Origin of the sequence: Afifella marina DSM 2698 (genome assembly GCF_900102695.1) — a bacterium.
GTDB lineage: Bacteria > Pseudomonadota > Alphaproteobacteria > Rhizobiales > Afifellaceae > Afifella > Afifella marina.
The window spans coordinates 141,612-166,130 of the sequence record NZ_FMVW01000003.1; the positions used below are offsets into that span (position 1 = coordinate 141,612).

Here is a 24,519-nt window from a genome sequence, read left to right on the forward strand (position 1 = left end):
CCCTTTCGGGACATGCGGGAAGCCATCGTGGATGCTAAGGCTCGGCGCGCCGTCCTATCGCGAACCGAGGCCCAGACCGATGAACGACGAGCCCCCGATCTCGCCACAGGTCCTGCCGCCGATCCTGGAAATCTGCGGTGTCACGCGCCGGTTCGGCGGGGTACCAGCGCTCGACAACGTCTCGCTCAAGGTCAGGGCCGGCGAGATCGTCGCGCTTCTCGGGCATTCGGGCTGCGGAAAATCGACTTTATTGCGCATCATCGCCGGCGTTGAGGACATCGACGGCGGCCAGGTCGCACTGGGAAGCCAGGTCGTGGTCGGCAGCGATGTTTTCGTCGAGCCGGAGATCCGTAACGTCGGAATGATGTTTCAGGATTATGCGCTGTTTCCGCATCTGACGGCGCGCCAGAATATCGGCTTCGGCCTGAAGAAGATGCCACGCAAGCGGGCTGCGGCCCGCGTCGCGGCGATCATCGAGCGGCTCAACCTCGAAAGCTTGAGCGAACGCTATCCGCATATGATGTCGGGCGGCGAACAGCAGCGCGTCGCGCTGGCGCGGGCGCTCGCGCCCCAGCCTCACATTCTCTTGATGGACGAGCCTTTCTCCAATCTCGACCGCGGATTGCGCGAGAGGATCCGGAGGGAAACGGTCGACGTCTTGCGCGCGCTCGGCACGACGGCGATCATCGTGACGCACGATGCCGAAGAGGCTCTGGCGCTCGGCGACCGCGTTGTTCTCATGGACAAGGGCCGGATCGTGGAAGAGGGCTCCGGAGAGGCAATCTACCGGACGCCGCGCACCGCGGATGCGGCCCTTTTCTTCTCACACGTCAACATCGTACCGGCGCAGCCCTCGGGGGAGTGGCTTGAAAGCCCGATCGGCCGGTTCCCGGATCGTCGCGCGCGGACCGCCCCGGTGCGGCTCTTCATCAGACCGCAGGCCGTTGCGCTTGCAGAGCAGGGCATCCCGGCGCGCGTCAGCGGTCGCATGCTCCTGGGCGAGATCGAGGAATTGATGCTGACGGTCGAGACGCTCAACGAACCTCTGGTCATGCGGACGACCACACGCAGCGAAGTCGAGATCGGCGATGACGTCCGGGTCAGTTTCGATACCGGCAGCATTCTCGTCTGCGAGGGCGATCATACGAAGACACGCGCCCTCACCCCGCTCGTCGATGCGGGCGGGGTTTGAGGAAACCAACCTCCGCGGGCCGCACTCGCAGACGACCAAAAACCGGGCGCCCGATGGGCGGCCCATCTGAGAGGCGGCGTGCGGCGCCTGCCGGCACGGCCCTCCACACGTAGACACGGCCCTCCACACGCAACTGTGACCGGCATATCCGGGCGATCGTCGGATCAACCCGGCCGCAAATGTTGACTCTATTTGTCACCTATGAATTAAGGCGCCCCTGGATGCGCTGTCATCCGGTCCGCAGACGGAGAGGAAACATGACGCCTGCCTTGAAGATCGCCATCGGTTTCATCGCGCTGAGCGCCGCCGTGCCGGCAGCCGCGGAGGAAGTGAACATCTACACGACACGGGAGCCGGGGCTGATCCAGCCCATTCTCGATGCCTATACCGCCGAGACCGGTACGACGGTGAATACGGTGTTCCTTCAGGATGGCCTCATCGAGCGGGTCAAGGCGGAGGGCGAAAGCTCACCCGCCGATATTCTGATGACGGTGGATTTCGGGGCTTTGATCGATCTCGTCGATGCCGGGCTCACGCAACCCGTCGAATCGGAGATTCTTCGTTCGGCCATTCCGGAGAGCTTGCGCGACCCGCAGGGCAATTGGTTCGCACTCTCGGGACGCGCGCGCATCGTCTACGCGGCGCGTGATCTCGACATCGATTCCATCACCTATGAGGAGCTCGCCGACGAGAAATGGCGCGGGCGCCTGTGCATCCGCTCCGGCCAGCACCCTTACAATACGGCCCTCTTCGCCGCCTATATCGCCCATCACGGTGAAGAGGCCGCGGAAGAATGGTTGCGCGGCGTGAAGGCGAACCAGGCCCGCCCGGCAGCCGGCGGCGACCGTGACGGCGCGCGCGATATTGCCGCCGGCATTTGCGATATCGCTATCGGCAATTCCTACTATGTCGGCCGCATGAAAAGCGGCGGCGGCGGTGCCGAACAGGTCGAATGGGGTGATGCGATCAAGGTTCTGATCCCGACCTTCGAGGATGGCGGAACGCATGTGAACATCACCGGCGCCAGCGTTGCGGCACACGCACCCAATCGCGAGGAAGCCACCGAGCTCCTGGAGTATCTCGTCTCCGACGAAGCTCAGAAGCTCTATGCCGAAGCCAATTTCGAGCATCCGATCACCGCGACGGCGGAGCCGCATCCGATCGTTGCCTCCTTCGGAGAGGTCGTCCCCGACACCATCTCTCTCGGGCAGGTCCTGCCTCACCGCACAGTGGCGAGCGAGATGGTCGACCGTTTGAATTTCGACACCTTTGAGAACTGAGCGAGGGAGCCCGCCTCCCACGCGCGTTCCCCATGAGTGACCTGGCTCTCAGGCCCCTGCGCAGACGCGCACGGCTCATCCCGAGCGGATGGGCCGTATTCGCGTTCGGGGTCGCCGTTTTCGCCGTCCTGCCGATCGTGGTCATCCTCACGACCGCCATGGAGAACACCGGCGCACTCTGGTCCCACATCGTCGCCGGGATTCTGCCGCAGGCCACCCGCACGACGCTGACGCTTCTCGTCGGGACCGCCGTCCTCGTCACCGTCATCGGGACGGGATGCGCCTGGCTCGTCACGGCGTACCGGTTCCGCGGCCGAGCCTTCCTGGAATGGGGGCTGCTCCTGCCCCTCGCTGTGCCGACTTACATCATGGCCTATGCCTATATGGATGTGCTGAGCCCGCTCGGCCTCATTCAAGGCGTGATCCGCGATCTTCTCGGCTATTCCAGTCCACGCGAATTCCGGCTGCCCGACATCCGTGCCATGTGGGGGGCGATCACCCTCTTCGGCTTCGTCCTCTACCCTTACGTCTATCTGACCACCCGCATGATGTTCCTCACGCAGGCCGCCAACCTCGTGGAGGCCTCGCGCACATTGGGGACGAGCCGGTCCGCCGTGTTCTGGCGGGTGGCATTGCCGCTCGCACGTCCGGCGATCGCCGTCGGCGTCAGCCTGGCCCTCATGGAAACGCTGAATGACATCGGCGCATCGCAGTTTCTCGGCGTGCGGACGCTGACGGCGTCGGTCTATACGACCTGGATCGTCCGCAACGACCTTGCAGGCGCAACCCAGATCGCCAGCGCCATGCTCGTCTTCGTGGTTTTGCTGATCTGGCTTGAGCGCTTTGCGCGGCGGCGCCAGCGCTATGCCAGCAATGCCCAGCGGTCGCGGGCGATGGCTGCACGTCCTCTCACCGGCGCGAAAGGCGCCGTCGCTTTCGCCGTCGGCTTTCTCCCGATCTTCATCGGCTTCATCGGACCCGCTTCCTATCTTCTGGGCGCTGCCATCCGGCGCATCGAATTCGCCGGTATCTCACCCCAGATCGTGCGGGCGACGCTGAACACGGTCACGGTCTCGGCCGTGGCCACATTGTTGGTTCTCGTTGCGGGCTTCGTCGTGGCGTATGCGAGCCGCATCCGTCCGGGGCCGTGGACCGGGAGCTTTTTGCGCCTCTCTACCCTCGGCTATGCCGTGCCGGGTACAGTTCTGGCGATCGGCATCCTCATTCCCGTCGCGGCGCTTGATCGCTTCATCGATCGCAGCGCCAGCGAGTGGTTCGGTCTGTCGACGGGCCTCTTGTTCATGGGATCCGGGTGCGCCCTGGTTTACGCTTACACGGCCCGCTTCCTCGCCATCTCCTCGGGAGGCATAGAGGCGGGCCTCAGCCGCATCGCGATCTCCTATGATCATGCAGCCCGCACGCTCGGCCACACATCGACCGGCGCGCTTTTGAAAGTGCACCTGCCCCTGTCGCGCACAGCACTGACGGCCGCAGGCCTTCTCGTCTTCGTCGATTGCATGAAGGAGCTGCCCGCGACGCTTCTCCTGCGCCCGCTCAACTTCGAAAGCCTTTCAACCCTGCTTTACGGTGAGGCCGCCCGCGGCACCTATGAGGACGCCGCGCTCGCCGCCCTGGTGATCGTGGCGATCGGGATGCTGCCGGTGACGTTGCTGGCGCGGGTCGGAACCTCATCATCAGATCCTGTCGCTTTCACCGACGGCGCGCAGGAAAGCCGCTCTGGCCGAGGGATCTTTTGGAAGACCTCCGGCCGGAGGTCGGCCTCGACATGACGAGCGTGCGGAAACGGCGGGCGATGGAAGCGAGCTGCCGAGGCGAGTGGAGGTTGAGCCAACGAGGCACGCAATAAACCGCTCCGTGCGTTGAGGCCCTGCCCGCCCGCTTCCGAAGAGAGGGCAGGCATAAGCCAGAAGCAAAGTGCGCGTCACTCCGCCGGTTTGATAACGGCGCGCCAATGGCGATGAAGCGCCGCGACGTCGCCGCTCGTCAGAATCGGCATCGCCTCCTTCAAAGCAGCGTCCTCCCAATCCCACCAGCGAAGTTCGAGGAGCTGCGCGATGGCCGTCCCGTCAAATCGCTTGCGGATGACCTTGGCCGGATTGCCGCCGACGATGGCGTAAGATTCGACGTCCTTAGTCACCAAAGCCCTGGTTCCGATGACAGCGCCATCTCCGACCGTAACGCCCGGCATGATGACCGCCTCGGACCCGATCCACACATCGTTGCCGATCACCGTGTCGCCGGCCGGCCGATATCCGTTCTCCGCTCCTGCGAAGGTCGGAACATCAGACATCCAATAGAACGGGAACGTGCTGATCCAATCGTTTCTGTGGCCCTGGTTGCCGGCCATGATGAAGGCCGCGCCCGAACCGATCGAACAGAATGAACCGATGATGAGCCGGTCCACACCTTCATCCGGCAAGAGAAAGCGGGCGCATTCGTCGAAGCCGTGCCCGTGATAATAGCCGGAATAATAGCTGTAGCGGCCGACTTGGATGTTCGGGTTGGTGACGAGACGATCAAGAGTGATGCCCCTGAAGGGGCTTTCAAAGACATTTGCCATAGCAAGTACCGTAGGCTCGCAAGCCGCATATGCGGCAGAGCTTCACCCGCAAATCTGCAGGCGAAAATGGGCAAGGGATCTCGGAGATCGCTTGCCAAGCACTTCTGACGTCACAGACGCGGAAGCGATATGCGGGTGGTACAATCTGCGGACTTCATGTCGTCATCATGCTGCGCAAATCGGCGCGCAAAAATGGCGGAGGGAGAGGGATTCGAACCCTCGAGACGGTTGCCCGCCTACACGCGTTCCAGGCGTGCGCCTTCGACCACTCGGCCATCCCTCCAGCGAGGCTCCCCTTTAGCGATGCCGCGCCGCGAGGGCAAGGCGGAGAGCACGAATTCGTCGCCGCTGCCCCCACCCTGTTTCGCCATTCTGCAACCGGCGCCCGTTTGTGCGATCGGGACCAGCCTGAGAAGCTCCGGCACGCCGTCCGGTCGGTGACCGGCGCGCAGACGAGGCCTGATGCGAAACGTCGAAGACCGAGCGTCGACGAAAAGCCGGAGCGCGATTGCACGCGAGCCGGCGCGGCCCTACCTAATGAGCCAGGACTGAAACCTCAAGTGCTGCGCAACGCCAGATGATCCGCTTTTTTCTTCGCTTAATGGCTATCTGGCTCGCTGCCGCAGGCCTCGTCATGGCCGTCATCGATGCGGCGAAATCGATCGCCGAATCACGCCTCGTTCTCACGCCCTTTGCCGAGACCTGGGCGAATTGGGCGGCCGCGAGCCTCGACGCGGCGCATCATGCCCTTGCCGACAAGGCGCCGTGGCTTTGGGTGTTTCTCGACAAGGCGGTGCTGAGCGCGCCGACCTTCGCCGTCTTGCTGGTCGTTGCTGGACTCCTCTTCTGGCTCGGCCGGCCACGGCGGCGTTTCACCTTCGCGCATGAGCGCGACCTTTAGACGACGCGACCTCCAGACAAGGATCTCCCCATGTTCCCCTTCGACCGGCTCGCCAAGAAAACTGATCTCCCGAAGCCCGAAGATGCGCTGCCCGGCCGCGCCGAGGCTCTGCCGACCGCGGAGACGCATTTCGTCAATGGTCGCGCCCTCAAGGGACCGTACCCGGAGGGTTTCAAGACAGCCATCTTCGGTCTCGGCTGTTTCTGGGGTGCAGAGCGCGTCTTCTGGCAGACGGACGGCGTCTATGTGACGGCGGTCGGCTATGCGGGCGGGGCCACGCCGAACCCGACCTACCGGGAAGTCTGCACCGGGCGCACCGGCCACAACGAAGTCGTGCTCGTCGTCTACGACCCCAATGTCGTCAGCTATTCAAAGCTCGTCGCCCGCTTCTTCGAGGCGCATGATCCGACCCAGGGCATGCGTCAGGGCAACGATGTCGGCACACAATACCGCTCGGGCATCTACGTCTTCGACGAAGAGCAGAAGCAAAAGGCGGAAACGGCCAAAGCGGCCTATACGAAGGTTCTGAAGGAGAAGGGCTTCGGGCCGATTACGACGGAAATCGTCGACGCGCCGGCCTTCTATTTCGCCGAGGATTACCATCAGCAGTACCTGGCGAAGAATCCCGGCGGCTATTGCGGCCTCGGCGGCACAGGCCTCTCCTGCCCCTCCGTGTCGGAGAATGCGGCCGCCTGATCAGACGAGATCGCGAATTCCGCCGTTCTGAGAACGGCGGAGCTCCTGCGAGCCCTCTCGTCGGAAGAGCTTCAGCGGATCACCGCCGGCCGCGCCTGCGGCAGGGTATGCGGCATCGACGGCGCGCCGGGCGCCCCGACATCGGGGCGCAGCGCCACGGCCTTGGCCGCCACGTCGGCTGGAACATCGTCGCCATAGGCGGCAAGTGCCGTGATCGCGCCAGGCTTGTCGCCTGCAGCCAGAATCTGGCGGCAGGCATTGGGCAGATCGTCGAGCGTCGTTTCGCGCTTCTTCGCCGGCTTCTTGCCGGGCTTTGCGGGACGATAGGGTTCCTTCGAATACCACCAGGCGAGCGGTGCGCCGCAGCCGTCGTCCTTGCCCGTCGCGCGCTGAGGCTCACAGCCCGGCGACCCCTTCGGGCAGACGAGGCGCACATGGATATGCTCGTTATGGCCCCAATAGGGACGCACCTTGGCAAGCCATGAGCGATCGCCGGTCGCCGTCTCGCAGAGCTTCTTCTTGATGCCGGGCGCGACGAAGATGCGCTGGACCTCGGGATAGGATGCGGCACGCTTGATGAGCCTTGCATGCGCATTCGTCCAGCGTCGCGGATCGACCTCGTGTGGTCCGACCTCCACGACGGGAATGGCCGACATCGTCTCGCGCTCCTTCGCCGGCAACCGGCGCTGCGGCATCGGCTGCAGCCAGATGTCGATGTCGAGACCGACCTGATGCGAGGCATGGCCTGACACCATCGGGCCGCCGCGCGGCTGCGACATGTCACCGAGGAGAAGCCCCGGCCAACCGTCCTTGGTGGCGGCCTCGCGCCCCAGCCATTCGATGAAATGAATGAGGTTCGGATGGCCCCAGATGCGGTTTCTCGACAGGCGCATCGCCTGCCAATAGGGACCGTCGACGGTGATCGCCTCGCCGCCCGCCAGACACCCCTTGGAATAAAAGCCGACCGCCGCGGCGCGCCCGTCGGAAGGGAGCTTGGCGGCGCCGAAATAACGCTTGGCCGGAACCTGGTCTGCCAGACCAACGGCCGGAAAGCCCCCGACGAACAAGGCGCTGAGGGTGAAGACCAAGCATTTGACGAATCGCAGCATTGGCAAATGCTATCACGCCGGCAGCGAGTTCCGAAGCCGACGCCTTACTCTCCTTTAACGCTTTAGAAGCTATCTTTGCCTTGGGTTTGCGCGGCATTAAGGGGAAGCGTCGAAATGAGCGAGTTTACCGCCTGCGAGGGCCTCGGCGTCGCCGTGCTTCTGCCGTGTCGCGATCAGGCGACCACCATCGAGAGCGTGGTCCGCGGCTTCCGTGGAGCCTTGCCCGATGCTCGCATCTACGTCTTCGACGAGAATTCCTCCGACGACACCGCCCGTCAGGCGAGAAAGGCCGGCGCACGCGTTCTGCGCGGCCCGAGCCATGCGCCAAACCATGCCCCAAACCAGGCGGTCTGGCGCATGTTCGCCGATATCGACGCCGACATCTATCTTCTCGCCGCGGGCGACGGCTCCTGCGATCCGGCCGATGCGAGCTCGCTCATCAATGCGCTTTTGACGGAACGCGTCGATATGGTGGTCGGCACCTCGGCGGCGCTCGGCGGTTGTGGCGCCGACGAGATGCGCCATGGCGGCGGCGTCTTCGACCTCTACCGACGCTTCTTCGGCACCGGCTTTTCGGCGCGCACCTCGATCTACCGCGCCCTCAGCCGCCGCTTCGTCAAGAGCTTCCCGCCGGTCTCCGAAGGCCTCTCCCCGCAAACCGAATTGTCGCTGCATGCGAGCGAACTCATGGTGCCGGTCGCCAGCCTGTCGCTCGATGGCGGCCAAAGCGCCAGCGAGCGGAAGCCGGCAGAAAACGTGCGTCACGCTATGGGCGAAGTCGCCACCTTCCTGCGTGTCATGCAGATCGCGCGCCCGCTTCCCCTCTTCGGCGTCGCGGGTCTCCTTCTCGGCCTCCTCGGCCTCCTCACAGCGCTGCCGGCGCTCGCCGACGGCGATTCCGTGCAGGCTGGCGCGGTTCTTTCCGCGAGCGCTTTCGTGCTTGCCGGAATCTCCCTTTCCTGCGGCCTTATTCTGGAGAGCCTGCGCCGATCTCGGCTCGAACAGAAGCGCATCCTGTTTCTGAGCGTGCCGGCGCTTCCCATTCAGTAGCCCGGTTCGCCCCCAAAGCCCGCTGTCGCGGCGGCTACTGGCAGATGCGGTAGCCGTTGCTCCGTTCCTTCAGATCGAAATGGAAATGCGTGGCATGGGCGGCATTGGCGCCAGGCCCGAGGACTGTGGTGAAATGCTCGCACGCCCCTTCGCGGATCCGCTTCTGAAACCGGCTCGCGGCGGCCTCGGCATCATCGCGCTCTTTCACGGTAATCGGCGAACGGCTCTTGAAGGTGATGGCGCTGACGTCGATCGCATTGGCGAGCGCGTGCTCTGAGATCTTCGCACCCGGACGATTGTAGCGCGTACGGCACACATAGCCGGAGGCCTGGGTCACGCCGCGCAATTCGGCGCCATCGAGAAGCTCGTCGGCGGCGGGCTTCACGACCTCCTTCAGCCAGATGGCGAGCGCTTCTGTCACCGCGCAATTGAGCGTGACGGGAGGAGAGATCGCAACGCCTGGGGCAAGTTCCTCGACCTCGATCGGATGGGCGATGTCGCAGGCGCCGCCATCGGCGATCGCAGGCTCCTCCCTGAACTCCACACCGAGAGCTCTGAGGCGCCAGACGCATTGGCGAAAATCCTCCGCCGCAGCCGCCTTTGCCGCCTCGTCCTCTTCCGACGCCTTTGTGGCACCTTCGGAAGCATCCTCGTCCGCTTCACCCTCCGGCGCCGCAGGGCGCTCAGCAGGCCCCTCAGACGGGTTCTTGGCCGGCACCTGCGATGGGGGCTGAGCAATCAGCGGCTCCACCGGCTCTGGCGCATCCTCCGGGCGAGCCTCGGGAATGGACGGCGCCGCTTTGGCGGCATCCTCGTCCGCGGGAGCATCACCCGTCTCGCCCGGCTTCTCGCCCGCCTTCGCGTCCTGAGGTGTCTCACCTTGGCCTTCGGTGCCCGTCTCAGCTTCAGATGCGCCCGTATCCTTCGGAGCTTGATCTGCTTGCGCGTCGCCTGGAGATGGCACAGCCGGTCCATCCTCGTTTTCGGGCTCGGGCGCGTCTTCCGTCGCCGGCGATGCAGATCCGTCGTCCGTCTCTTTCTCGTCCGCCCTATCCGCCTCACCCTGTGGCCGGATATCCGGCACAGGTGGGGCCGGGCCCGCGTCCTCGCTCGATCCTTCCGGCCGCGGCTTCGGTGTCGCGGGGGCGCCGTCCGTCTTGCCCGCGGGAGAAGGTGAAGCGGACGGCTGAGCCGCCGCGGCAGTCCCTTCCGCATCCGCAGCCTCCGCCGGGCGCGGCTGAGGCTTCAGCGGGGGTGTCTCGGCCCCCGCTGTGCCGACGCCTAGCGCCAGCATCACCACGAAACCCCAGACAGGAAGATGGCTAGTCAAGGAATTCCACCTTCGTGCCGGGCTTCACCATATGGGCGAGCTCCGTGGCATCCCAGTTCGTCAGACGCACGCAGCCATGCGAAAACGTCTTGTCGATCGCCTCCGGCGCAGGCGTGCCGTGAATGCCATAGGTCGGCTTCGACAGATCGATCCAGACCGACCCGACCGGCCCGTTGGGACCCGGCGGGATCGTCAGGACATCGCGATTTTCGCCCTGCTGGAAGTTGACGTCTGGCCGGTAGGTGTAGGTCGGATCTAAGGCGACGCCTTCCACCTCGACCGTGCCGCTCGGCGACGGCGTATCGGAACTGCCGATGGTGGCGGGATAGACGACGAGGAGCCGGCCTGCGCTGTCATAGCCGCGCAGAGCGGCGAGCCCCTTATCGGCCTCGATCCGCACCACCTCGCCTTGGACATCGCCACCCGGCGCCGCCACGGCGATCGTCGTGCCCGGCACGGAGAAATTGGCCTGAGGGTTGAGCGCCTTCAGAAAACCCTCGTCCATATGAAAGCGCTCGGCGAGCATTTCCGACGGGCTCGTAAACGAGAGGCGCTCCATCGCCGCCTTCTCGCGGTAATCGGACGGGATCGAAGGAGCAAAGGGCCCAGCCACATCCTCTTCGGTGATGCGGTATTGGGCGATGACGGGCGTCGTATCGTTTTGCGCGATCTCCGCCCACAAGGTCGCGGAAAGCTGCCCGTCCGGGACCTCTTCGCGCGACAATTGAAAATTCTGCACCGCCTTTTGGACGTTGTCGCCCCAATAGCCGTCGATCACGCCGGGCGAAATTCCGGCCCGGTCGAGAAGCACCTGCAGCTTCACGATGAACGGATCGCGGTGCTTGGCGACGAAGACGTGGTCCGCAGCGAAGGTCGCGGCGTTGATCGTCTCGGGCGTAACCAAAGGGGCCGCCATCTCCTGCTCGCCGAGAGGCACCGCTTGAAACGGCTCCGTCGCGGTGCCGGTCGGCGCATTGCCTAAAGCCGGATCATTCGCAGACGGCTGGGCCGGCGCGGGCGACTGGGTCTCAGGCAATGGGGAGGCAGGCGACGGGGAGGCAGGCGGTGGAGCAACAGGCGGCGGAGCAGGATCGACGGTGACGGGCGGCGCGGACGGCGCCGGAACGACCGGCGGAGGCGGCGCCGTGGGAGAAGGAGCTGCGGGGGGCGGCGGTGCCGGCTCTCCCGGCGCCGGGGCCGGACCGAGAAGCACGGACCCCGGTGAAACGCCGGGCGGTGCTTCAAGCACCTCCTGCGACACGGCCGGCGGGATGAGAAAGGAAACGGCGGTGACAACGAGAGCGGCCCGAAGGCCAAAGCTGCAGACAAAGCGGATGGACATCAAAGAGGATCGGAAAATTCTTGTTTCAGTTGAAGGACAAACGCCGATCCTCTCGAAACGCTCCCTTGTGGCTGCGAGCGGCCGCGCCGCCGTTTTCAGCCGGTCGCTCTGGGCAGACATCGACAGCACCTCGCCAAACGCCGCACAGACCGGTGGGAACAAGGCGTCAGCGCGGCGGTTAATTCGGTCAGGTGCAACGACACCTGAACCTACCGGAGAATTTCCACCATGCTGAAATGGGCCCTTATCTTTGCCGTGATCGCGGTTATCGCTGGCGCACTCGGCTTCAGCGGCATCGCTGCGGGCGCTGCGACGATCGCGCGCTTCCTGTTCTTCATCTTCCTGGTCATCGCCGTCATCTTCTTCGTCCTGATGCTTCTGGGCGTCGGCGCCGTGGCGGTTTAAGGACGGGTTTTGCGCAGGGCCGTGCCCGGCGCGGCCTGCGCCTCCCTCAAAACGACAAAGGGCTCTGCCGCGGCAGAGCCCTTTTTGTTGCCGGCGTCGGCGTTTGGCGCCTAACCGCCGATGATGTCGCCGCCGTTCGGGTGCAACACCTAACGCGTCAATCGCGGTCGGGCGCGTCCGAGGGGCGGGCTGCCTCATACCATTCGAGGAGACGCTTCATCGCGTCGAAAGCTTCCCTGGCAATCAGCTCATTAAAGCCATCCGATTGCCGCATTTCCGGCACCCTAAGGGAGATCTGGAGGCCGTCCTTCTTACTTCCGTAGTCTTCCGCGATTCCGTCTTGCAGCCGGATTTGGAGCAAGCGAGCTTTCTCTTTCTCCTCAATAGGCGAAAAGACAAGATCGACCCGTCCGGACGGGTCGTGCACCGACGTCCACAGGCGATGTCTCAGCCAAACCCCAGCCGGCATCATGCGGTGGCGAATTGGCTCGATCCATGAATCGCCATCGTAATACGCGCGTCGCAACCACGGAAAGGTGAGGCCCGCGCTTTGGTTGGCCCAGAATGCTTCGGCGAACTTCAAATACTGGGACCGAAGGCTGTGCATCGCGGGATCTGGGACCTGCACACCCGACGCGTTTTTCTTTGCGATCGCCCGTTGGATGATTTTTCGGCGATATGCGCGCCGCACGGGATCGGCAGCCTCAATGAGCTCAGCAACAGCTTCCAGGGGGATCGCGCAATCATAAAGATCCCGTTCGCCTCCGTAGGCCGCGGGGGCGACCAGGATGCAGTAAACCGCGTCCCAGTCTCCACCGCGCAACCGTTGAGCATACCGACGATAGCGTTCTGCCTGACGGACTCCCGGCTGAGCCGTTATCTTGTCTTCAATGAGGAGCGCGATCTGCTTGCTTTGTGCGCTCCCCTTTACCAGCAAATCCCCGAAGCCCTCACCGCCGAGGCTCGGCTCCGGAATAGCCTCTACAACATGGAAACCTGGCGCCAAGAGGCCGCATTCCGCCAAGAACCTCTCTCCGAACGTTAGATCGCAACAGAACTCTTCCGCCAGGAGATGGTCGATCTCGACCTCCTGGGCAGATTTGCGCAATATCTCCGTCATCGTCTTCCGGCTGGCTTCCAATTCCGCACTTTTGATGAAAAGCCTCGGGATTTGTTGCTCGTCGTCAAGGTCTGCTATGACGCAACTTCCGGCGGAAATGTGCGGGCTACATCCATGGCGCCTAACCGCCGACGACGGCGCCGCCGTTCGGGTGCAGCACCTGGCCGGTCATGTAGGAGGAATCGGCGCAGGCGAGGAAGAGCACCGCGGGCGCCACTTCGTTCGGTTGCCCGGCACGGCCCATCGGCTGGTTGGCCCCGAAATTCGCCACCTTGTCGGGCGGAAAGCTCGCCGGAATGAGCGGCGTCCAGATCGGGCCCGGCGCTACGCCGTTCACACGGATGCCCTTGTCGGCAAGGTTCTTCGACAACGAGCGGGTGAGCGCCAGGATGGCCCCCTTGGTCGAGGCGTAATCCATCAAAACCGGCTGGCCGCGATAGGCGGTGATCGACGTCAGATTGACGATCGCATCACCCTTCTTCAGATGCGGCAGAGCCGCCTGCGTGATGAAGAAGATGCCGAAAATGTTCGTGCGGAAGGTGCGCGTCAGCTGGGCTTCGGAGATCTCTTCGAGCTCCTCGGCCATATGCTGCTCGCCGGCATCGTTGACGAGAACATCGAGGCGGTCGAATTCTGACACCGTCTTAGCGACGACCTCGTCGCAAAAGCTCTTGTCGCCGATATCGCCGCGGAAGGCGATCGCCTTGCCGCCCTCCTCTTCGATCAACCGGCGGGTCTTTTCGGCGTCTTCGTCCTTGTCGCGATAAACGAAGGCGATTTTGGCACCCTCGCGCGCAAAGAGGATCGATGTCGCACGTCCAATGCCCGAATCGCCGCCGGTGATGAGCGCGACCTTATCCTTGAGCCGTCCAGAGCCCGGATAACGGGGCATGTAATCCGGCTCGGGCATCATCTTGTGCTCGTCGCCCGGCTGATGTTCCTGCGCCTGCGGCGGACGCTCGGTGTCGTGCCTGTCGCTCATGGCTTTTCTCCCTCATTCTTGAGGGGAAGCGAAGCGGGCGGGTGCGGTTCCGCACGTCGCGACGAAACAGCTGAGACGGCTAGTTACCGGCTCGCCGGGCACGCGAACTTCGGCTAGCCTTAGAGGCTCTGTCGCAAAGGCCCTCGACCCGATGCTCCTTGATCCTCTGACCCTCACGCTTTTTGCGGGCGTCCTCCTCGTCAATGCCGGGACGCCGGGCCCCAGCGTCACGGCCCTCGTGTCGCGCGTTCTGACCCGCGGTTGGCGCGACGTCCTGCCTTTTGCAGCCGCGATGTGGATCGGAGAGGTTCTGTGGCTCGCCGCGGCGGTTTTCGGGCTCGCAACCCTCGCGGCGAGCTTCTTCTGGGCCTTCGCGCTCGTCAAATTCGCCGGCGCCGCCTATCTCGTCTATCTCGCCGTCAAGACGTGGAATGCGCCAGCAAGATCGGAACCGGATCAGGACGCGATGTCGCCGCGCGGTTCGGCTCTCAAAATGTTTCTTGCGGGCTTCGCGGTGACGATGGGCAATCCGAAGATCATGGTCTTCTATCTCGCCCTCTTGCCCAACCTTCTCGATCTGGAAAGCCTGAGCCTCGTCGGCTGGGGGGAGCTGTCGCTCACCCTTCTTCTCGTGCTCGCGGCAATCGACCTCAGCTACATCGCCCTTGCCGGCCAGGCGCGTCGCTTCCTGCAGAAGCCCGCTGCCCGCCGTATCGTCAACCGGATCAGCGCCCTTTTCCTCGGCGGCGCCGCTGCGGCGATCGCGACCCGATAGACCCTTCAGTCAGTCTATTCGTCGCCCATCTTCAGGGCGGCGATGAAGGCCTCCTGCGGGATCTCCACCTTGCCGAACTGGCGCATCTTCTTCTTGCCCTCTTTCTGCTTGTCCAAAAGCTTGCGCTTTCTGGTCGCGTCGCCGCCATAGCATTTGGCGGTGACGTCCTTCCTGAGGGCTGCAATCGTCTCGCGTGCAATGACCTTGCCGCCGACGGCCGCCTGGACCGGGATCTTGAAGAGGTGGCGGGGGATCAGATCCTTCAGTTTTTCGCAGAGCGCACGCCCACGCCGATCGGCCTGGCTGCGATGAACGAGCATCGACAGCGCATCGACCGGCTCGGCATTGACGAGGATCTGCATCTTCACGAGATCGCCCGGCTCATAGCCGGTGATGTGATAATCAAAGCTCGCATAACCCTTGGAGATCGATTTCAGCCGGTCGTAGAAATCGAAAACGACCTCGTTCAAAGGCAGATCGTATTCCAGCATGGCCCGCTGGCCGACATAGGTGAGCCCCTGCTGGATGCCGCGGCGGTCCTGGCAGAGTTTCAGCACGCCGCCCAGATATTCGTCCGGCGTCAGGATGGTGGCACGGATCCACGGCTCCTTGATTTCCTCGATCCTGACCGGGTCGGGCATATCGGCCGGGTTGTGGAGCTCGATCTCTTCGCCGTCCGTCAGGCGGATCTGATAGACGACGGAAGGCGCCGTCGCGATCAAATCGAGATCGAATTCACGCGCCAGCCGCTCCTGGATGATTTCCAGGTGCAGAAGCCCCAGGAAGCCGCAGCGGAACCCAAAGCCGAGCGCGGCCGAGGTTTCCATCTCATAGGAGAACGACGCGTCGTTGAGGCGTAATTTGCCCATCGCCGCGCGCAGATCCTCAAAATCGTTGGCGTCGACCGGGAAGAGGCCACAGAAGACGACGGGCACGGCCGGCCGGAAGCCCGGCAGCGCCTTTTCCGTCGGACGCTTGTCCTCGGTGATGGTGTCGCCGACGCGGGTATCGGCCACGTCCTTGATGGAGGCTGTCAGAAAGCCGATCTCGCCCGGCGGCAGCTCGTCGATCTCCACCATCTTCGGCGTGAACATGCCGACCTGGTTGACCTCATAGCGCGCGCCGGTGCCCATCATGCGCACCGTCTGGCCCTTCTTCAGAGTGCCGTCGATGACGCGCACGAGCACGACGACGCCGAGATAGGGATCATACCAGGAATCGACGAGGAGCGCCTTCAATGGCGCGTCGAGCAGGCCTTTCGGCGCCGGCAGACGATGCACGATCGCCTCCAGCACGTCCTCGATGCCGAGCCCGGTCTTCGCGGAGATCATCACCGCATCCGAGGCATCGAGGCCGATCACGTCCTCGATCTGCTGCTTGATACGCTCCGGCTCGGCCGCCGGCAGGTCGATCTTGTTCAAGACCGGGACGATCTCGTGATTGACCTCGATCGCCTGATAGACATTGGCGAGCGTTTGCGCCTCCACGCCCTGCGAGGCATCGACGACGAGGAGCGAGCCCTCGCAGGCATAAAGCGAACGGTTCACCTCGTAGGCGAAGTCGACATGGCCGGGCGTGTCGATCAGGTTGAGGTGATATTCCTCGCCGTTCTTCGCCGTGTAGCGCAGATGCACGGTCTGCGCCTTGATGGTGATGCCGCGCTCGCGCTCGATATCCATGGAATCGAGGAGCTGCTCCTTCATCTCGCGCTCCGGCAGGGTGCCGGTCGTCTGAATCAGGCGGTCGGCAAGCGTCGACTTGCCGTGGTCGATATGCGCGACGATCGCAAAATTGCGGATGTGGGAAAGATCAGCCATGGAGCGCGCATGTAGCATGGCCGCAGGCCGGCGCAAGCACGGATCATGCGGCATCGCCCTCCTGCCGCAGAAATTGCGCAGCGCTGACGGCGTCTTTCGTCGCAGGAGGAGTTGAGGGGGCCCCGGTTTAACCGCAGATTTAAGCCTCGCTGCGTAGTCTTTCCAGCGATGCCGCAATTCACCATCCTCAACGACCGCCGCTTCTGGCTCTTCTTCGCCTTTATGATGTGCCAGTTCGGCTATCCGCTTGGTGCGTTCAATGAGTGGTGGACGCAAACCGGGGTCTTCGGCAACAACAACCATCCGGGTGGTGGCGACTTCATCAACTTCTGGGTCGCCTCTCGCGCAGCCTTGGAAGGGCATGCCAGCGCACTGTTCGACCCGCAAAACTACTCAGCGCTCCTGACGGAGCAGTTTGGAACGGATTACGGTTATCGCTGGCTTTATCCGCCTCATTTCCTTCTTTTAATTCTGCCGCTAGGGCTTTTCCCGTACGGCCTTGCCTTTGCACTTTTCATGGGCGCGACACTTCTCCTCTATCTCGTCATTGCACGACGGCTATGGGGAGGATGGGAGATCGTCGGCTGGCTGCTCATAGCGCCCGTCACGGCGCTTGGGCTGCTCAACGGGCAGACCTGCTTCCTCGTCGGCGCCCTCTTCATTGGCGGCGTCTATCTGTGGGACGACCGACCCGTGCTCGCCGGCATCTTCCTCGGGTTTCTCACAGTGAAGCCCCAGTTCGGAGTGCTCATTCCGTTCGTGCTCCTCATCGAGCGCCGCTGGTGGGTGATCGGGACCGCCATGGCCACCGCGGGATGCTTGATCGGCGCCTCTGTGATCGCTTTCGGCGTGGAACCCTGGAGGGAATTCTTCGTCAGCCCTCTCAGCGCAAGCAACGATGTGCTTCTCGCCGATCGCACCGACTTGATGGGCATCCACCTGGCCCCCTTCGGCGCGGCGCGCTTCCTCGGTTTCTCGCCCGCCACCGCCAGCATCGTCCAGCTGGGCTTCTCCCTGTTCGCCGTGGGAGCTCTCAGCGCTACGCACCGTCTGCAGGCGCGGCCTGACACGAAGGTGGCGATGCTCATCGCAGCGACCTACCTCTTTATTCCGTATGTGCTCTTCTATGATCTAGCCGCCCCGACCTTTTCGGCCTTATCGCTATATTTCGGGCGCCAGCAACAGAATGCGCCGGGCCTAGCCTTCTCCATCCTCTTGGTCGGGGTGGGCACCCTTTCATTCATTAACGGAGCAACCACGCTCATCGGCATTCCTCTCGGTCCCGCGGTCTTCGCAATCCTATGTGCTGCACTGATTGGGCGCGCTTACCAGGAAGGCTGCGAGGCTGCGCAACCACTGCCCAGGGCGCCAGTCCCGCGGGGACGCGCCATTGCGTGAACCTATGCCCCGATTCACAATCCTCAACGATCGCCGCTTCTGGCTATTTTTTGCTTTTGCGCTGACGCTGTTGGGTTTTCCCCGCGGCATTCTGCTCGATTGGATCTATCGCACAGGCTCGCTTACTGACCTCAATCACCCAGGCGGAGCAGACTTCGTCACCTTTTGGGTGGCCGCCAAGGGGGCCCTCTCCGGCCATGCCGGAAATCTCTACGATCCGTCGTTCTTTTCGCGAGCCATGGTCGATCAATTCGGGGAGGATTTCGACATGCGGTGGCTCTATCCGCCGCATTTCCTTCTCTTGATATTTCCGCTTGGCGCTTTGCCCTACTCGGTCGCCTACACGGCCTTTCAAGCGATCGGCCTCGTCGCTTTCGCCTCACTTGGGATATTGGCCCCACGACGGTGCGAAATGTCTTTGTGGCTGGTCTTCGCACCGACATCCATCTTGTGCCTGCTGGTCGGGCAAACGGCACTTCTGGTCGGCGCGCTCTCCATTGGCGCGATCTTCCTTTGGGATCGCAAGCCCATTCTGGCTGGGGTTTTTCTCGGTCTTTTGACGATCAAACCCCAATTTGGTGTCCTCATCCCGCTCGTGCTTCTCATAGAGCGGCGGTGGCTTGTAATTGCTAGCGCGACGTTGACGACCTGCGCATTGGTCGCTTTCGCAGGTCTGGTCTTTGGTTTTGATGCCTGGCGAGACTTCATCTTGAATATCGCGGGTCCGCAAGGCGACGTACTCCGGGCCAACGCAAAGACATTTCTCGAAATCCAGATGAGCGTTTACGGCGGAATGCGTCTTGCGGGCTTTGAGGCGGATACCGCCATGCTCACGCAGATCGGGGTTGGGTCGGCAGCAATAATTGCCCTGATCACAACTCTGCGCTCAGCGGCCAGACGGTGCACCAAGCTCGCTATGCTGGTCACGTCGACATATCTGTGCGTTCCCTACATATTGTTTTACGATCTTGCGGCACCGACCTTCATCGCGGTCTGGCTCTATCTCGGCTATGGCCTTGAGAAGGGGGCGGGTCCTGTCCTTTCCATACTGCTCGTGCTCGTGGCGACCCTGTCCTTCGTCAACGGCCTGACTGTCGCGATGGGGTTCAGCGCGGGGCCGTTGGTGTTTGTGGCGCTTGCCACGGCGCTCTTTTTCCGCGCCCGCGAGGAGAGTGCCCGCGCCCCAGAACATCAGCGCAGTCCTCAACCGGACGAGACGACGCCACGAGCCGGCGACCGGCCTGTCCTCGCCAGAGAGAGTGCGGCGTCATGGCGTTGAAACACTCGCAGGCACATGCACACACTCTGAGGCCGGAGCTGGCGAGCATGCAATTCACGATCCTCAATGACCGGCGATTCTGGCTGCTCTTTGCTTTCGCGATCACGCTGCTCGGCTTTCCCTATGGCATCCTGACGGACTGGATCACTCGCAGCGGCGACGTTTATTCGACGAACCATCCGGGCGGCGGCGATTTCGTCGTCTTCTACGTCGCCTCAGAGATGATCCTGCAGGGCCATTTCCGGGACCTCTACGACCCAGCCAAATTCTCGCAGACGATCATCGATCGTTACGGCAGCGACTACGAAATGCGCTGGCTTTACCCGCCGCATTTCCTGTTCTTCATCGCCCCGATCGCCAAGTTGCCTTATCTCGCGGCCTGGGCGGGCTTCATGGCAGCGAGCTTCGCCTTTCTGGCCGCAATCGGCCGCATCGTCTGGGGAAAGCGCGACATCGTCTTCTGGCTTCTCGTCGCCCCCTCGACATTTCTCGGCGTGCTTCTCGGCCAAATGAGTTTTCTTGTCGGCGGCCTTATGATCGGCTCCATTTTTCTCTGGGATCGGAAGCCCATCCTCGCCGGCATTCTCCTCGGGCTTCTCACCATCAAACCGCAATACGGCGTCTTGATCCCGCTTGTTCTCCTCCTGGAGCGGCGGTGGCTCGTGATCGGCGTCGCTTCGGCAACAGCCCTCGTCTTGATCGGGGCCTCCATTCTCGTCTTCGGCACCGCCCCTTGGCACGCCTTCCTGTTCGGCATGGACGGGGCCAATTCCGACATCCTGACGACAGCGAGCAAGAAGTTCCTCGGGCTGCAAATGAGCGTCTTCGGTTCTGCTCGGCTCCTCGGGGCCGATCTTGCGACGGCAGCCTTGCTCCAGGGTTTGAGCGCGCTCCTTGCCGTCGTCGCGCTCGTCGCCACGACGCTGTCGGGCGCACGACGTGACACGAAGATCGCCATGCTCGTCACGGCGACCTATCTCGTCTCGCCCTATGTGCTCTTCTATGACCTCGTCGCCCCGACCTTTGTGGCGCTGTGGCTTTATTTCGGCAAAGAGCGCGAGCAACCTCCCGGCATCCTCTTCTCTGCCCTTCTCATCTTCGTTGCCGTCCTCTCCTTCGTGAACGGCGCCACCGTGGCGTTTGGATTCGGCAGCGGACCGATCGCCTTCTTCGCCCTGGCGATCGCGCTTCTACTGCGTGGGCGGGCGGAAACCGGGCGCAACGGTCGATCGCTTCGCGGCCCTCTCATCAAGGGCAAATGCCGTGAGGCAAACGCTGCATGAGGCAGGGATGAAGGCCGCGACACCAGCTGAGCCGCGACGAGCGTGGGCATCCGGCTTCACGCTCCTCAACGATCGGCGTTTCTGGCTCGCTTTTGCGTTCCTCGTGACCCTTCTCGGTTTTCCGCGCGGCATGCTGACGGGGTGGATTACCCGTACGGGCGAGGTCTATTCCACAACACATCCAGGCGGCGGGGACTTCATCGTCTTCTGGATCGCCTCGCGCATGCTTCTCGAAGGCCATCTCTCGGGTCTTTTCGATCCAAGCCAGTTCTCGCGTTACATCATCGACCTTTATGGCTCGGATTTCGGTGTTCGCTGGCTCTATCCGCCGCATTTTCTCTTCCTTCTCGCGCCGCTCGGCCTCTTTCCCTACCTCGTCGCCTATGGCCTCTTCATGGGCGGCAGCCTCGCAGCGTTCCTCTTCGTGGCGGCCCGTGTCTGGGGCGACAGGAGCGTCGCCCTCTGGCTTTTGATCGCGCCCGTCACGGCGCTCGGAATCCTCATCGGCCAGACCTGCTTCATCGTGGGAGCGCTTTTTGTCGCCGCCATCTATCTCTGGGACGAAAGGCCAATCCTCGCCGGAATTCTCCTCGGCCTCCTGACCGTCAAACCGCAGTTCGGCGTTCTCATCCCGCTCGTGCTTCTCTTGGAGCGCCGCTTCCTCGTCATCGCGGTGGCCAGCGTTACAGCGACGGCACTCATCGGCGCCTCGATCCTCGCCTTCGGAATCGAACCGTGGAGAGCCTTCCTCTTTGGGCTGCAGGATCCGACGGGCGCGATCCTGCTGAGCGAACGCGACGCCTTCCTGAGCGTGCAGATGACCGTCTACGGTGCTGCGCGGTATTTCGGCCTCAGTTTCGCGGCGGCCGCCGGCCTGCAAGGGATGAGTGCGCTCTTTGCGGTCGGCTCCCTCGTCTACGTGACATTGTCGAGCGCCCGGCGCGACACCAAAGCAGCAATGCTGGTGACGGCCACCTATCTGACGCTGCCCTACGTGCTTTACTACGACCTCGCAGCTCCGACCTTCGTGGCGCTCTGGCTCTATTTCGGCCACGGCCGACGCGCTCGGCCAGGGATCGCCGTCTCGGCCCTCCTGGTGGGGGTCGCCTCGATCTCCTTCATCAACGGCGCGGCCACCACTTTGTGGCACGTCAACGTCGCGCCGGTCGCTTTTCTAGCACTCGCGGTTTTCCTCATTTGGAGCGTTGGACGCGAAACGTCCCCAGGCTTTGACCGATTTGAGAACGCGCGGCCCTGAAATCGAAGCGCATGGTCGCAAGAGCAAGGGTGCTTTGAGGCAAAAGAAAAGCGGCCCCGCAAGCGGGGCCGCTCAAATTGTTCAGTGCAATGGCGATCAGAACTTGTAGGTGATACCAGCGCCGATAAGCCAGGGATCGAGATCGGCGTCGCCGCTCACATAGGTGCCGTCCGCCAGGCTGCCGTCCCAATCGGCCGAGAGGAAGAGCTTCTTCACATCGAGGTTCAGGCCCCAATGTTCGTTGAACATGTAGTCGGCACCGACCTGCAGCGCGAGGCCGAAGCTGTTGTCGATATCGAAAGCGGCGAGATCCTCGTTCTCGGTGCCGTAGAAGAAGGTGTAGTTCACGCCAGCGCCGACATAAGGCTTGAAGGCGCCGAAATTGGTGAAGTGATACTGCAACGTCAGGGTCGGCGGCAGGATCCAGGTGTCGCCAGCGTCGAGACCACTGATCGGTCCGTCGCCTTCAACTTCAGCATAGGTCGTGCCGAGAATGAGTTCGGCCGCGATATTCGGCGTGAAGAAGTAGGTGATGTCGAGTTCAGGCGTGACCGAATTCGAATAGGAGAGGTCCGACCCCGGGATCTGGTCAACCGAGCCCGAATCATGGGGGACGACGGCCAATGCGCGCAAACGAATCTGCCAGGGGCTCCAGGCGACAGGCGCCGGGGCGGCCATCGGCTCGTAGGTTTGGCCCGGCAGATCAGCAGCCCCCGCCACACCCGCGATGGAAAGGAACGCGGCCGCCAGTGCCGCCCGTCCTAGAATCTTTGTCCCGCGCATTCTCGTCCCCTGCGTTCAAAATAACAGGGCCCTGATATGCGGGGTAGACAGCCTCGTCCATTTGACACAGGTCAAAAACCGAGGCTCTCGGCCGCAACAGGTTAGAATTGTTGCAATTCCAACACAGCCGCAGATGCCGGGCAGCCGACGAAATGCGCGTCTTTAGCGGCGCAGGATGATCCACACAGCGTGAATGATACCTGGCACGTAACCGAAGAGCGTCAGAATAATATTCAGCCAGAACTGCAGGCCGAGACCAACCTGAAGAAACACGCCGAGCGGCGGCAGGATGATCGCCAGAAGAATGCGGACGATGTCGCCGCTCGTTGCTGTCGAGCGATCGACGGGATGACCGTGGTGGCGGTCGGCTTCGTAAGACATGGAATTCTCCTTGTTCGCTGCCGCCTCAACTCTTGACACGGTGAAGTGTTCCGTATCCGGGCCGCAAGATCGTGCGGGGATTGCAACGAAAGCGCGCTAAGCTCGTCATCATCCTGACGAACGAAGAGCAGCCTGCGAATTCCATGACCGATGACGATCCCCGCCTCATTCCTCTGAACGGCAAGACCCCACAGGAGGGTCAGTTCGTTCTCTATTGGATGGACCGGGCGCAGCGCGTGCGCCTCAACCACGCGCTCTCTTTCGCCGCCAGGCAGGCGAACCGGCACGAATGCCCGCTCCTTGTCGTCATGCGCCTCGGGGGTGAGGAACCGTCGATCACCCGCCGCCAGGCGAAGTTCATGGCCGAAGGCATTCAGGAACTCGCGGACGAGCTTTCCCACATGGGGGCCGGGTTTGTCGTTCTGGCGGAGGCAGACGACAAGGCCTTTTGCGGGCTTCTCGGGCGTACGGTCATTGCCATCACCGATGTCGGCCATCTCCGCCATCACCGCCAGCGCCGCGCCTGGCTCGGCGACAACGCCCCTTGTCAGGCGATTGCCGTCGAAACCGATCTCGTCGTGCCGGTCGGTGCGGCGTCCGACAAGGCCGAGTATGCCGCACGCACCATCCGCCCGAAGATCAATCGGCAGCTTGAGCGTTTTCTCGTCGATCAGACAGATGAACGGCCGCAAAAAAGCTTTTCCGGCATTGCGCTTCCGGCGGGCCTTGCCCCTCACGATTGGGAAGAGCTCGCCGCAGTCTGCGATGAGCGCGGGCCTGAGCCGGTCGACTGGATCAGGGGCGGTCACAGCGAGGCAAAGCGGCGCCTTGCAAGTTTTCTCGCCAACGATCTTCCCCGCTATGATGGCGAACGCAGCGATCCCACGAAATGCCGTGTCTCGCATCTCTCTCCCTATCTGCGCTTTGGCCAGATCTCGCCCATCGAGATCGCGCTCAAGGCACGGGCCGCGAAGGCGGAGGCCGCCGGATTTCTGGAAGAGCTCATCATACGCCGGGAACTCGCGGCCAATTGGTGCCATTACCGCGACGATTACGATCGCTACGAGGCCCTCCCCGCCTGGGCGCGCGCGACACTTGAACGCCATTCCGACGACACACGCGATCCGGGCTATACGGCTGCGGAGATCGAGGCGGGCGACACCTCAGACGCGGCCTTCAATGCCGCGATGCGTGAGATGAAGGCGACGGGCTATCTCCACAACCATCTCAGAATGTACTGGGCAAAGCAGATCCTGCGCTGGGCCTCCAGCCCGCAATATGCGCTTGAAACCATCATCGCCCTGAACAACCGGTATTTTCTCGACGGTGGCGATCCGAACTCCTTCGCCAACAATCTCTGGGCATTCGGCCTCCACGACCGGCCTTTCCAGGAAAACGCCGTCTACGGAACCGTGCGCCCGATGACGCAAAGCGGGCTCCGGCGCAAATTCGATGTCGATGGGTATGTGAAGAACGCGCCCTGAGTCCCGGCTGTCTCTCCGCCCGTCGTGCGCCATGGCCGGGGCTCATGTTCATCTTTTGTTTGCAGACGCGGTG

Annotated in this window: 22 protein-coding genes and 1 tRNA gene; 13 read left to right on the forward strand and 10 right to left on the reverse strand. The window is 63.0% G+C overall.

Features of this window, described 5'->3' with window-relative positions; genetic code table 11:
* Positions 1-79 precede the first annotated feature (79 nt).
* The 3 genes from BLP76_RS08590 (at position 80) to BLP76_RS08600 (ending at position 4,262) form a co-directional block, all read left to right on the forward strand.
* Positions 80-1,192 carry an ABC transporter ATP-binding protein gene (locus BLP76_RS08590; protein ID WP_092811648.1) on the forward strand — a complete coding sequence of 371 codons (1,113 nt, stop codon included), beginning with the start codon at positions 80-82 and terminating at the stop codon, positions 1,190-1,192.
* 257 nt (positions 1,193-1,449) lie between these two features.
* Positions 1,450-2,472: an extracellular solute-binding protein gene (locus BLP76_RS08595; RefSeq protein WP_092811650.1), complete on the forward strand. Its 1,023-nt coding sequence runs from the start codon at positions 1,450-1,452 to the stop codon at positions 2,470-2,472.
* 32 nt (positions 2,473-2,504) lie between these two features.
* A complete protein-coding gene (locus tag BLP76_RS08600; protein WP_092811652.1) occupies positions 2,505-4,262 on the forward strand; it encodes an ABC transporter permease in 1,758 nt (585 codons plus the stop codon).
* A gap of 152 nt (positions 4,263-4,414) precedes the next feature.
* Here BLP76_RS08600 and catB read toward each other — a convergent pair whose 3' ends face one another.
* Positions 4,415-5,053 (reverse strand): type B chloramphenicol O-acetyltransferase, encoded by a 639-nt coding sequence (gene catB, locus BLP76_RS08605; RefSeq protein ID WP_092811654.1) that lies wholly within the window; start codon positions 5,051-5,053, stop codon positions 4,415-4,417.
* A 193-nt stretch (positions 5,054-5,246) separates the two neighbouring features.
* Positions 5,247-5,336 (reverse strand) — tRNA-Ser (locus BLP76_RS08610).
* Between the two features lie 294 nt (positions 5,337-5,630).
* Between BLP76_RS08610 and BLP76_RS08615 the strand changes: the two genes are divergently transcribed.
* Complete coding sequence (locus BLP76_RS08615) at positions 5,631-5,954, forward strand: hypothetical protein (protein WP_092811656.1); 324 nt, start codon at positions 5,631-5,633, stop codon at positions 5,952-5,954.
* A gap of 30 nt (positions 5,955-5,984) precedes the next feature.
* Positions 5,985-6,650 (forward strand): peptide-methionine (S)-S-oxide reductase MsrA, encoded by a 666-nt coding sequence (gene msrA, locus BLP76_RS08620; protein WP_092811658.1) that lies wholly within the window; start codon positions 5,985-5,987, stop codon positions 6,648-6,650.
* 71 nt (positions 6,651-6,721) lie between these two features.
* Here the strand turns inward: msrA and mepA are convergent, their stop codons facing one another.
* Positions 6,722-7,759: a penicillin-insensitive murein endopeptidase gene (gene mepA / locus BLP76_RS08625; RefSeq protein ID WP_092811660.1), complete on the reverse strand. Its 1,038-nt coding sequence runs from the start codon at positions 7,757-7,759 to the stop codon at positions 6,722-6,724.
* Between the two features lie 114 nt (positions 7,760-7,873).
* Between mepA and BLP76_RS08630 the strand changes: the two genes are divergently transcribed.
* Positions 7,874-8,809, forward strand: coding sequence for a glycosyltransferase family protein (locus BLP76_RS08630; RefSeq protein WP_092811662.1), 936 nt, complete (start codon positions 7,874-7,876; stop codon positions 8,807-8,809).
* Positions 8,810-8,843: 34 nt separating this feature from the next.
* Here BLP76_RS08630 and BLP76_RS08635 read toward each other — a convergent pair whose 3' ends face one another.
* Together BLP76_RS08635 and BLP76_RS08640 are read right to left on the reverse strand one after the other, a co-directional pair.
* Complete coding sequence (locus tag BLP76_RS08635) at positions 8,844-10,139, reverse strand: extensin family protein (protein ID WP_092811664.1); 1,296 nt, start codon at positions 10,137-10,139, stop codon at positions 8,844-8,846.
* Positions 10,132-11,055, reverse strand: coding sequence for a L,D-transpeptidase family protein (locus BLP76_RS08640; protein ID WP_092812082.1), 924 nt, complete (start codon positions 11,053-11,055; stop codon positions 10,132-10,134). The genes BLP76_RS08635 and BLP76_RS08640 overlap by 8 nt, the downstream gene beginning before the upstream one ends.
* Before the next feature lie 654 nt (positions 11,056-11,709).
* Between BLP76_RS08640 and BLP76_RS08650 the strand changes: the two genes are divergently transcribed.
* A complete protein-coding gene (locus BLP76_RS08650) occupies positions 11,710-11,886 on the forward strand; it encodes a DUF1328 domain-containing protein (RefSeq protein ID WP_092811666.1) in 177 nt (58 codons plus the stop codon).
* Positions 11,887-12,043: 157 nt separating this feature from the next.
* Here the strand turns inward: BLP76_RS08650 and BLP76_RS08655 are convergent, their stop codons facing one another.
* Together BLP76_RS08655 and BLP76_RS08660 are read right to left on the reverse strand one after the other, a co-directional pair.
* Positions 12,044-13,006 (reverse strand): hypothetical protein, encoded by a 963-nt coding sequence (locus BLP76_RS08655; RefSeq protein ID WP_092811668.1) that lies wholly within the window; start codon positions 13,004-13,006, stop codon positions 12,044-12,046.
* A 121-nt stretch (positions 13,007-13,127) separates the two neighbouring features.
* Entirely contained in the window at positions 13,128-13,988 is an 861-nt protein-coding gene (locus BLP76_RS08660) for an SDR family oxidoreductase (protein WP_092811670.1), read from the reverse strand.
* Positions 13,989-14,139: 151 nt separating this feature from the next.
* Here BLP76_RS08660 and BLP76_RS08665 point away from each other — a divergent pair, with 151 nt between their 5' ends.
* Complete coding sequence (locus BLP76_RS08665) at positions 14,140-14,763, forward strand: LysE family translocator (RefSeq protein ID WP_092811672.1); 624 nt, start codon at positions 14,140-14,142, stop codon at positions 14,761-14,763.
* 14 nt (positions 14,764-14,777) lie between these two features.
* On the opposite strand, the gene lepA is transcribed toward BLP76_RS08665, so the two are convergent.
* Entirely contained in the window at positions 14,778-16,598 is a 1,821-nt protein-coding gene (lepA, locus tag BLP76_RS08670) for a translation elongation factor 4 (RefSeq protein ID WP_092812084.1), read from the reverse strand.
* 150 nt (positions 16,599-16,748) lie between these two features.
* Here lepA and BLP76_RS08675 point away from each other — a divergent pair, with 150 nt between their 5' ends.
* From BLP76_RS08675 to BLP76_RS08690, 4 genes are read left to right on the forward strand one after another with little or no spacing between them, the layout of a single operon-like run.
* Positions 16,749-17,978 (forward strand): glycosyltransferase family 87 protein, encoded by a 1,230-nt coding sequence (locus tag BLP76_RS08675; protein ID WP_092811674.1) that lies wholly within the window; start codon positions 16,749-16,751, stop codon positions 17,976-17,978.
* Positions 17,979-17,982: 4 nt separating this feature from the next.
* Positions 17,983-19,257 (forward strand): glycosyltransferase family 87 protein, encoded by a 1,275-nt coding sequence (locus tag BLP76_RS08680; protein WP_092811676.1) that lies wholly within the window; start codon positions 17,983-17,985, stop codon positions 19,255-19,257.
* 47 nt (positions 19,258-19,304) lie between these two features.
* Positions 19,305-20,540: a glycosyltransferase family 87 protein gene (locus tag BLP76_RS08685; protein ID WP_170130418.1), complete on the forward strand. Its 1,236-nt coding sequence runs from the start codon at positions 19,305-19,307 to the stop codon at positions 20,538-20,540.
* 7 nt (positions 20,541-20,547) lie between these two features.
* Positions 20,548-21,798 (forward strand): glycosyltransferase family 87 protein, encoded by a 1,251-nt coding sequence (locus tag BLP76_RS08690; RefSeq protein WP_092811680.1) that lies wholly within the window; start codon positions 20,548-20,550, stop codon positions 21,796-21,798.
* A gap of 96 nt (positions 21,799-21,894) precedes the next feature.
* On the opposite strand, the gene BLP76_RS08695 is transcribed toward BLP76_RS08690, so the two are convergent.
* Entirely contained in the window at positions 21,895-22,581 is a 687-nt protein-coding gene (locus BLP76_RS08695) for an OmpW/AlkL family protein (protein ID WP_092811682.1), read from the reverse strand.
* A gap of 162 nt (positions 22,582-22,743) precedes the next feature.
* Positions 22,744-22,896: a YqaE/Pmp3 family membrane protein gene (locus tag BLP76_RS08700; protein WP_244514524.1), complete on the reverse strand. Its 153-nt coding sequence runs from the start codon at positions 22,894-22,896 to the stop codon at positions 22,744-22,746.
* 146 nt (positions 22,897-23,042) lie between these two features.
* Here BLP76_RS08700 and BLP76_RS08705 point away from each other — a divergent pair, with 146 nt between their 5' ends.
* The gene (locus tag BLP76_RS08705; RefSeq protein WP_092811686.1) at positions 23,043-24,446 is read left to right on the forward strand and encodes a deoxyribodipyrimidine photo-lyase; all 1,404 of its coding nucleotides are present in this window, start codon (positions 23,043-23,045) and stop codon (positions 24,444-24,446) included.
* The last annotated feature ends 73 nt before the right edge of the window (positions 24,447-24,519 follow it).

Excerpts from the sequence above, each read along its gene's own strand:
- BLP76_RS08590 (WP_092811648.1), top strand. The coding sequence starts at position 80 with ATGAACGACGAGCCCCCGATCTCGCCACAGGTCCTGCCGCCGATCCTG.
- BLP76_RS08595 (WP_092811650.1), top strand. The coding sequence starts at position 1,450 with ATGACGCCTGCCTTGAAGATCGCCATCGGTTTCATCGCGCTGAGCGCC.
- BLP76_RS08600 (WP_092811652.1), top strand. The coding sequence starts at position 2,505 with ATGAGTGACCTGGCTCTCAGGCCCCTGCGCAGACGCGCACGGCTCATC.
- catB (WP_092811654.1), bottom strand. The coding sequence starts at position 5,053 with ATGGCAAATGTCTTTGAAAGCCCCTTCAGGGGCATCACTCTTGATCGT.
- BLP76_RS08615 (WP_092811656.1), top strand. The coding sequence starts at position 5,631 with ATGATCCGCTTTTTTCTTCGCTTAATGGCTATCTGGCTCGCTGCCGCA.
- msrA (WP_092811658.1), top strand. The coding sequence starts at position 5,985 with ATGTTCCCCTTCGACCGGCTCGCCAAGAAAACTGATCTCCCGAAGCCC.
- mepA (WP_092811660.1), bottom strand. The coding sequence starts at position 7,759 with ATGCTGCGATTCGTCAAATGCTTGGTCTTCACCCTCAGCGCCTTGTTC.
- BLP76_RS08630 (WP_092811662.1), top strand. The coding sequence starts at position 7,874 with ATGAGCGAGTTTACCGCCTGCGAGGGCCTCGGCGTCGCCGTGCTTCTG.
- BLP76_RS08640 (WP_092812082.1), bottom strand. The coding sequence starts at position 11,055 with ATGGCGGCCCCTTTGGTTACGCCCGAGACGATCAACGCCGCGACCTTC.
- BLP76_RS08650 (WP_092811666.1), top strand. The coding sequence starts at position 11,710 with ATGCTGAAATGGGCCCTTATCTTTGCCGTGATCGCGGTTATCGCTGGC.
- BLP76_RS08655 (WP_092811668.1), bottom strand. The coding sequence starts at position 13,006 with ATGACGGAGATATTGCGCAAATCTGCCCAGGAGGTCGAGATCGACCAT.
- BLP76_RS08660 (WP_092811670.1), bottom strand. The coding sequence starts at position 13,988 with ATGAGCGACAGGCACGACACCGAGCGTCCGCCGCAGGCGCAGGAACAT.
- BLP76_RS08665 (WP_092811672.1), top strand. The coding sequence starts at position 14,140 with ATGCTCCTTGATCCTCTGACCCTCACGCTTTTTGCGGGCGTCCTCCTC.
- lepA (WP_092812084.1), bottom strand. The coding sequence starts at position 16,598 with ATGCTACATGCGCGCTCCATGGCTGATCTTTCCCACATCCGCAATTTT.
- BLP76_RS08675 (WP_092811674.1), top strand. The coding sequence starts at position 16,749 with ATGCCGCAATTCACCATCCTCAACGACCGCCGCTTCTGGCTCTTCTTC.
- BLP76_RS08680 (WP_092811676.1), top strand. The coding sequence starts at position 17,983 with ATGCCCCGATTCACAATCCTCAACGATCGCCGCTTCTGGCTATTTTTT.
- BLP76_RS08685 (WP_170130418.1), top strand. The coding sequence starts at position 19,305 with ATGCAATTCACGATCCTCAATGACCGGCGATTCTGGCTGCTCTTTGCT.
- BLP76_RS08690 (WP_092811680.1), top strand. The coding sequence starts at position 20,548 with ATGAAGGCCGCGACACCAGCTGAGCCGCGACGAGCGTGGGCATCCGGC.
- BLP76_RS08695 (WP_092811682.1), bottom strand. The coding sequence starts at position 22,581 with ATGCGCGGGACAAAGATTCTAGGACGGGCGGCACTGGCGGCCGCGTTC.